Raw genomic sequence first — 7,098 nt, 5'->3', positions numbered from 1 at the left:
TTTCTGTATAAACAACTGTAAAAGGACCTGTACCTGCAGTTGATGTAAAGGTCAGCTGGCCAGCACCTGTGGCACAAAATGGACCATTTGCTGTTAAACTTCCCTGCGGTAAAGGATTAACGGTAACCGTTGTTGCGTTTGAATTTACAGCTGAACATGTTCCACTTTGAATTACAGCTCTAAATTGAGTTGTTTGAGTAAGTGCCCCTGAAGTGTAAGATGTAGTTGTATTAGTAATAGGTGTCCAAGTTGAAAATGGAGATACTGAAGATTCCCAACGAAGAACAGAACCCACATTTCCTGTTAAAGATAATGCCGCACTTGTTGCTCCAGAACAAATTGTTGTTCCTCCACTTACTGCACCACCAACTGTTGCTGGCGAAACTGTTATAGTTGCACTATTATTTGTTGATATATTAGAAGAACATACTGCTGATGTTAAATTAGTTACTGTTATAATACTTGTTCCTGGCGTGGTTAAACCTGTAGCAGTAAAATTTAGTGTACCTGGCGTAGTGACAGTAATTGTAGCTGTTAGGTTTTGAGTAGGATTTGTTGTATTATACGTTACTACATAAGGGCCAACAGGCAGTCCAGCTGCAGTTGAGGAAAGAGTGACAGAAGATGTCCCTGTTGTTACACAAGCATTTAATGCTGTAGTAGGATTCGCAAGGGTGTAAGTAGGACAGGTAAAAACAACATTAACCTGACCACGGGCACCTGCCCCTCCATTTTGAGGATTTGAAGCACTAACAGCGCCACCTCCGCCTCCGCCCAATTCACCTCCAGCATTCCCGGCCAGAGTTGTTAATAATACTGTAGGATGACCAGCACCTCCTGCACCTCCTGAAGCTCCAGGATTAGGTGTACCTCCATTTCCACCAGTTCCAGAACCAAGCAAAAGCCCTAAAAGCACACTTCCTCCATTTGTTCCATTGCCTCCTGCTGTAATAGTACTTCCTTTTGAAGCTGCTACTGTACCACCAGCGCCACCAGCACCGCCATTTCCTGTACCTCCGGCGCCACCTGCTGCAAAAATAGATCCACTTAATTCTGTTATTGTAGAATTCCCTCCAGGATTTCCATTTCCTGTTGAAGCTGCACCTCCAGCACCCACCACAACATTTAAGGTATTTCCTGGGGTAACCGCAATGTTAGATTGAGTTGCATATGCGCCGCCGCCACCGCCACCGCCGCTTCTTCCATTTGTTGCTGTTGGAGAAGCTCCTCCTCCTGAACCGCCGCCGCCCCATGCCGAAACATTAACTTGAGTGATCCCGGCAGGAACAACCATAGACCCACTTGTAGTAAATGGAGGCTGTTGTGCCCATAACGATATGCAAAAAAGGAAAAATAAGAAAGAAAGTTTTGTCTTAGAACAAGAAACTTTAGAATGTAAATTCGTTAAAGAAAAACGAAAGAATGAAAATTGGGTCAAAATCAACGAGGCAGGTAGTTTTTTTTTCATCGCACTATTTTTAAATTATATAGAAAAGATTCAAATCAATAAAATCTGATAGCTTCGGGATTCTAAATACCTTAAAAATAAATTTTGACTTTAGAAATTATTTCAAAATCAAAACAAAAAATAATGAAATGCTGTTTTTTATGGTATTTAAAAAAGCAATCTTATTTTGGCTGATAACATAGATGCGCAATTTGTTTTTAGGGGATAACAAAATGCGTTTCAACAGGCTTTTAAGTATGTTAATCGAGTGATTATTACAACAAGGTACGATTTTATTTACAATATATTTGGTTTAGCAAGACAAAAATCTAAAATTTAACACTCTCATAATCAAGCATGTAATTTTCAAGCAAAACTGTTAAATATTAAAACGCTAGTAAATACAGGGCTTAATGAAAGAAAATACAGCATATTTAACCACTTGTAGATAAGAAAACCATTTATTGAATGGTAATCAAAAAAATGTTTTTTTTGTATATCTGCTGTTAAAAAATGATCTTTTTTGTTATAACATGATTATTTTCTAAAACAATTTTCACCAATAGAACTTGATTTGAAGACTTCAAATTCCAAATTTGTAATTCTTCTTTTTCATGAAGATTTTTACTCCTGTAAAGTAATTTTCCATTAATATCAAAAACAGAAACCGTTTTAAGATTTTGTTTTTTGACTGTTATATCAATTGTTTTGTTTTTTACAGATACCAATACAGTGCTTTTTAAGTCATCAAAGTCTGGAATACTCAATTTTTCATTTTTAAAATGAATCTCAAATCTGTCCAGAAAAGTTCCTTTTTCACTATCGAAATCATAATTAACTTGACGTAAATCGCAGATTTGGTCATTCAACTTATCATACAAATAAATCTCTTTTCCACTCATTTCACCATCCACATGGTCAATCGAGATAGCAAGATTATCGGCTTCGGCTATTCTGTATCCTAAAGAGATTTTATCTGAATCTTTAAAAGGCATCGTTTGACCTTGAATTACTAATTTTTTGTTTCCAATTATACTGTAAAAATCTGCATACTGGTTTTCATTAATTGATTCAGCATCATAACGCAAATCTGACTTTGAATTTTCGCTGATGTAGCCAATTAAAATTTGCTTAAAAACTCCTTTTTTATTTATAAGATTTAGCCATAATCTATGTTTACTAAATTGTGTCGTATTTTTAAAACTCTCACTTTTAATCGGTTTATAAAAAACATTATTCTGACCTGCAATTCGCATAGTATTATTAAATTCAATAGTTCCAGAAACATTGCTTCTTATAAAAAAAGCCTGCCCTGATGCGATTTTTCCATTCGGAGCAGCATCTTCTTCACCTGCTGAGTTTGCTTTAGTACTAATTCCGCCAACTAAATTATAAACAGCATAATCATCTGAACTGTATTTAAAATCAGCTATAGGCGTATTGTGAGTCCAGAAATACAATGCTCCTGCAGTTTTTGTTTTGTTTACATTTAGAAAGATATCAGCATCAATAGCTGACGGATAAGGATTTCCTATTAAACTAAATAGGCCTGATGCTACTAAATCATACTCCACTTTTCCGTTATTTGGCAATCCCTTAAAAACTCCTTCAAAAATTGATCGCTCCGTTATTGAATAATCTTGTGGTCCCCTTATAGAATATCCTTTACCAACAATCATTGTATTTGAAGGTGAATCGATATCCCATTTTTTTAATTCTGTGTTATAAGAAGTATATTTATCAAATAAAGTATTAGGAGAAAAATCAATTAGTTTTTGATCCTTAACCGGAGATGACCAGTATGTGTAATCATAACGAACAATTGGTTGTGTTTTTCTTTTTAAATGTATAATTCCGGTGTTTACCATATCATCATCTGATTGATATAAACTGGCACCATCTTCTAAAACAAGAGTCCCAGAACCTAAATACGAGAATTCTATTCCTAGTGTATTTTTGTTAATAAGCGTTACTGTTTTTCCTGCCTCAATATTACAACTGCAAACATTTGAAGATACTAAATTTGGGAAATCTTCTTTAAAGAAGATCTCTTTTCCACCAGAAGGATAACCATTAGACCATGAGTTTCCATTCCAGATTGTTGATTCCAGACAAAGTTTCAGACGTGCAATTCTATGCTTGGAGATTCCGGAAATTGAATTAAAATCTCCTCCAATCAGTAATCTATAATCAGATGTAAAACTTAACGTATAAAGATTTTTATTTAAACGAGCATTAAAAGATGGATCAAAATCACCCGTTTTTAAAAGTCTGACAAATCTTGATGCAACATTACTTTTAAAAGTTGCAGAAAAAGTACCACCAGCTAAAATACGATCATCCGGCTGAACTAAAACAGTACGGACATCGCCATTACTAAATCCTATTCCAGATTCAAAACTTGTATCTAAACTTCCATTTTGATTTAATCGGAGAATTCGTTTTTGGGCAGTATTATTGAAATTTAGAAAAGTACCTCCAACAATTATTTTTTGATCAGATTGTAATGCGAGTGAATACACTATTTTATCAAAACCTTCTCCAATATTAAAACTTGAATCAAAACTTCCATCTATATTTAATCTTACTAAACGAGAAAAAGACTGACCATTAAATGTTCCAAATTTTCCTCCAACTAAAATCTTCCCATCGGGCTGGATTAACACATCCTGAATAGCAGCATCTGTCGCAAGATTAACATTAAAAGAAAAGTCTCTTGATCCATCTGGCAAAAGCCTGACTATTCTGGCTGGGACTGCAACATTATTATAACGATCAAAGCTACCAGCCACAATTATTTTTTGATCTGGTTGAATAGCAATTATATTAACCTGTGCATTAAATCCGTTACCAATATTAAAGCTGTTATCGATAGAACCATTTGGTAAAATTCGCACTATACGATTGCTTTGTGCATCATTATATTTTGTAAAACTACCTGCAAAAACAATTTTATCATCTGCTTGTTTTATCGCTGTTGTTATTGAGTTATTTGCTCCTGCTTGCCCTGTATTAAAACCATTATCAAGTGTTCCGTCATCTAATAACCTCGCAATTCTGGAAACAGAATCATTGTTATATTTGGAAAATTTTCCAAATACCATTGTTTTTTTATTCTCCAGTGATATAATTTTTAAAACTGAATTATCAAATCCAATTCCTGCTGAAAGATAACTAATATCTAACTCCCCTATTTCATTTACTTTGGCAAGCCTGCCTTGATTTTGTACGTCAAAAACAGAAAATGATCCGCCTATATACCATGATCCTTCTAAGTCATGAGCCAGCGCAAGAACAGAATTGTTACCTGGCCCAGAATCTGGTTCAAAATCACTTTTTACAGTTCCGTCAGAATCTAATAAAACTACTCTATTTACATTCATACCATTATAAGAACCTGTGAAAGATCCGCCAATCATAAGATTTCCCGAATTATCTCTTTTTATAACCTGAACCGCACCTTGTGTAAAACCTGATCCGGTAAAACTTAAATCACGTGTACCATCTTCATTTAAACGAAGTATTCTGTTTGCTATGTTTTCATTAAACAATGTAAAACTCCCTCCTAAAATAATTTTATTATCTGGCAAGACTTCAATTGCATTAACATTATCATTAAAACCGCTTCCAATATTAAAGGTAGTATCTGCACTTCCATCAGAATTTAATCGTATCATTCTATTACTCAAAAATCCATTAATTGATGTAAAATTACCAGCCAACAAAATTTTTCCATCTGCCAAGATTCTTGCTTTTGTAATGTTTAAAGAAGATCCAGAACCCGTTAAAAATGATGTATCTAAAGTCCCATTAGGTAATATTCGTGCAATACGATTTACCGTTACATTATTATATTTTGTAAAACTTCCTACAATTATTATTTTTCCATCTGGCTGTAAGGCAATATCATAGATGATTCCTGTTGTCGCTCCAATTGAAGTATTAAATGATGCATCGTATGTTCCATCATTATTTAAACGTATTAATCTGCCAGAACTATTTCCGTTAAAACCAGTAAAATTGCCCGCAACAATAATTTTGCCATCGGACTGCATATTACAAGCGTATATATTTCCATTAAAACCCGTTCCTATATTAAAAGTTTCATCAATAGTTCCATCAGAAAGTAATCGGGTTAAATGCGAGGAAACATTTCCGTTAACACTTGTATATTCTCCAGCAACTAATAGCTTATCATCTGATTGTAGAAAAAGGGCATGAACTGTTCCGTCAAATCCATCTCCTTTTAATCCATCATCAATTGAATTGAATGTTATGTCAACTTTGCCTTGTTGGGAAAAAACATAATTAGAAAATACTGAGCCTAGAAAAGACAATAAATAAATAAAATTTTTAATCAAAATAGTGAATTGTTTAATTTGTAAGAATTAACCGAAATTAATTTTCTTTTGATAAAACAGCAATACCCACTTTTGGTGATTTTTTTGCATAAAAAAATCCATTTGCCAAGTAAGACAAATGGATTTTTTATTTGAGTTTAGAAGTGTAATTCTATTTAAAGATCACTTTTCTGGTTACCTGGGCATTGTTTTCAAGATTAACTTTTACAAGCAGCACCTGATCGGCTGACTGAAGGTTTGAGATTGATAATTCAGTATTTCCGACTTTCTTTTTATTGTAAATCAGTTTTCCTGTAATATCGAAAATGTTTACTTCTTTAATGTTTTCTTTTGCTGAAGTAACTTTGATAGTTTTGTCTTTTACAGAAATTAAAAGTCCGTCTTTTACATTCTCGAAATCACCAGTTCCTAATGTTTTATTAGTGTAACGAAGTGCAAAACGATCTGTAAAAGTTCCCGCTTCTGTTTTAAAAGTATAGTCCTGAGCTTTTAAATCTGAAACAGTTCCTGTTGTTTTGTCTTCCAGATATACATTTTGGTTATCAAAGAACCCGTCAACGTGATCAATTGAAATCATAAAATCTCCTGCAACTGTTGTTTTGTATCCTAACGGAATTACATCACTGTTCTCAAAAGGCAGTCCTCGTCCCTGAATTGAAAATTTAGCCGTTTCGTTAATGCTGTAAAAATCTACATAAGTGTTTCCGTTGAAGCTCGCCGCATCGTAATTCAAGTCTAACCCGTTTGTTGCTCCTTCTATATAACCTACTAAAGTTTGTTTGAAGGCTCCTTCAGCATTGGATAAATTCAGCCATACACGGTTTCTTTCCAAGTTTTCAGTTTTTGCCGTTTTGTAGAAGCTGCCATTATTACCTCCCACTCTCATATCGTTTGTAAAGGTGATACTGCTGGTAACAGGTTTGGCAAAGAATCCCTGTCCGGCAGCAATGTATCCTGTTGGACCAGTCGCATCTCCGCCGTTTCTAACACTTCCCGATAAGTTAAAGGCCGCATAATCAGAAGAGGCATATTTGTATTTATTTGAACCGTCATTTGCCGGAGGCGTATTATGAGTCCATAAATAAATGGTTCCAATATTGGTATCGCCGATAAGTTTTATACCATTTATAGCTGAAGGATATGGGTTTCCAAGTAAATTAAATTTATTTGGCACAGTAGTTTTAGGGACATCTCCATTATTAGGAACTCCTGTAAATGAAGCAGTCTGAATGCTCGGCGTAACAATATCAAAATTCTGCGGACCTCTCACGCTGTATCCTTCTCCCGGAG

General features: G+C 34.6%; 3 protein-coding genes. All 3 read right to left on the bottom strand.

Annotation, left to right across the window (positions count from 1 at the left end):
* Positions 1–1,468, bottom strand: a 1,468-nt coding sequence (locus ACTJIW_RS24155; RefSeq protein ID WP_440718499.1) for a glycine-rich domain-containing protein, incomplete at its 3' end; no start/stop codon positions are given.
* A gap of 485 nt (positions 1,469–1,953) precedes the next feature.
* Positions 1,954–5,808: a T9SS sorting signal type C domain-containing protein gene (locus ACTJIW_RS24150; RefSeq protein WP_440718498.1), complete on the bottom strand. Its 3,855-nt coding sequence runs from the start codon at positions 5,806–5,808 to the stop codon at positions 1,954–1,956.
* 151 nt (positions 5,809–5,959) lie between these two features.
* A partial coding sequence (locus ACTJIW_RS24145; protein WP_440718483.1) for a T9SS sorting signal type C domain-containing protein occupies positions 5,960–7,098 on the bottom strand: 1,139 nt, incomplete at its 5' end.

The organism is Flavobacterium sp. 22659 (assembly GCF_052044235.1).
Taxonomy (GTDB): domain Bacteria; phylum Bacteroidota; class Bacteroidia; order Flavobacteriales; family Flavobacteriaceae; genus Flavobacterium; species Flavobacterium johnsoniae.
The sequence above is the reverse complement of the archived record's forward strand: the minus strand, read 5'-3'. Positions and strand labels throughout refer to the sequence as shown.